This window comes from Quadrisphaera sp. DVD1, assembly GCF_058932755.1.
The window spans coordinates 1-974 of the sequence record NZ_JBZYWI010000270.1 but is presented as its reverse complement, the minus strand read 5'-3'; the positions used below and the strand labels follow the sequence as shown (position 1 = coordinate 974).

Here is a 974-nt window from a genome sequence, read left to right as displayed (position 1 = left end):
TCGGTCACCACCACGTCGGCGCCCTGCAGCCGCGCCTGGGCGGCCACGTTCAGCGCCGGGGAGTCGCGGATGTCGTCGCTGTGGGGCTTGAAGGCGGCCCCGAGCACGGCCACCTTGCGACCGATGAACGACCCGCCGCAGGCCAGCCGCGCGAGCTCGACCACCTTGGAGCGGCGGCGCAGGTTGATGGCGTCGACCTCCCGCAGCAGCGTGGAGGCCTGGTCGGCCCCGAGCTCGCCGGCCCGGGCCATGAACGCGCGGATGTCCTTGGGCAGGCAGCCGCCGCCGAAGCCCACACCGGCCGAGAGGAACTTGCGGCCGATCCGGTCGTCGTGGCCGATGGCGTCGGCCAGCACCGTCACGTCCGCACCGGAGGCCTCGCAGACCTCAGCCATCGCGTTGATGAACGAGATCTTCGTGGCCAGGAAGGCGTTGGCCGCGACCTTGACCAGCTCCGCCGTCGCGTAGTCCGAGACGATCACCGGGGTGCCGCCCGCGATCGGGCGGGCGTAGACCCGGCGCAGCAGCGCCTCCGCCTCGCTCGAGACCACGCCGAAGACGAGGCGGTCCGGCGACAGCGTGTCGGCCACGGCGTGGCCCTCGCGGAGGAACTCGGGGTTCCAGGCCAGCTCCAGGCCGGGCGCCCGCTCGGCCAGCACCTCCGCGAGCCGGGCGGCGGTCCCGACGGGGACGGTGGACTTGCCGACCACCAGCGCCGGCCCCTCGACCACCTCGGCCACGGCCTCGGTGGCGGCCACGACGTAGCTCGTGTCGGCCGCCAGCTCGCCCTTGCGCTGCGGGGTGCCCACGCAGACGAAGACCACGTCGCAGCCCTTGAGGTCCACGACGTCGGTGGTGAACTGCAGGCGGTCGCCGGCCGTGCGGGCGAGCAGGTCCTCGAGGTCCGGCTCGAAGAACGGCGCCCTGGCCTGGCGCAGGGCGTCGACCTTGCGCTCGTCGATGTCGAAGCCGAC

General features: G+C 73.6%; 1 protein-coding gene. It reads right to left on the bottom strand.

What is annotated here, in order from left to right; translation table 11 throughout:
- On the bottom strand, window positions 1–974 hold a 974-nt coding region (locus tag AC5FZL_RS16750; RefSeq protein ID WP_493620002.1), incomplete at both ends, for a UDP-glucose dehydrogenase family protein.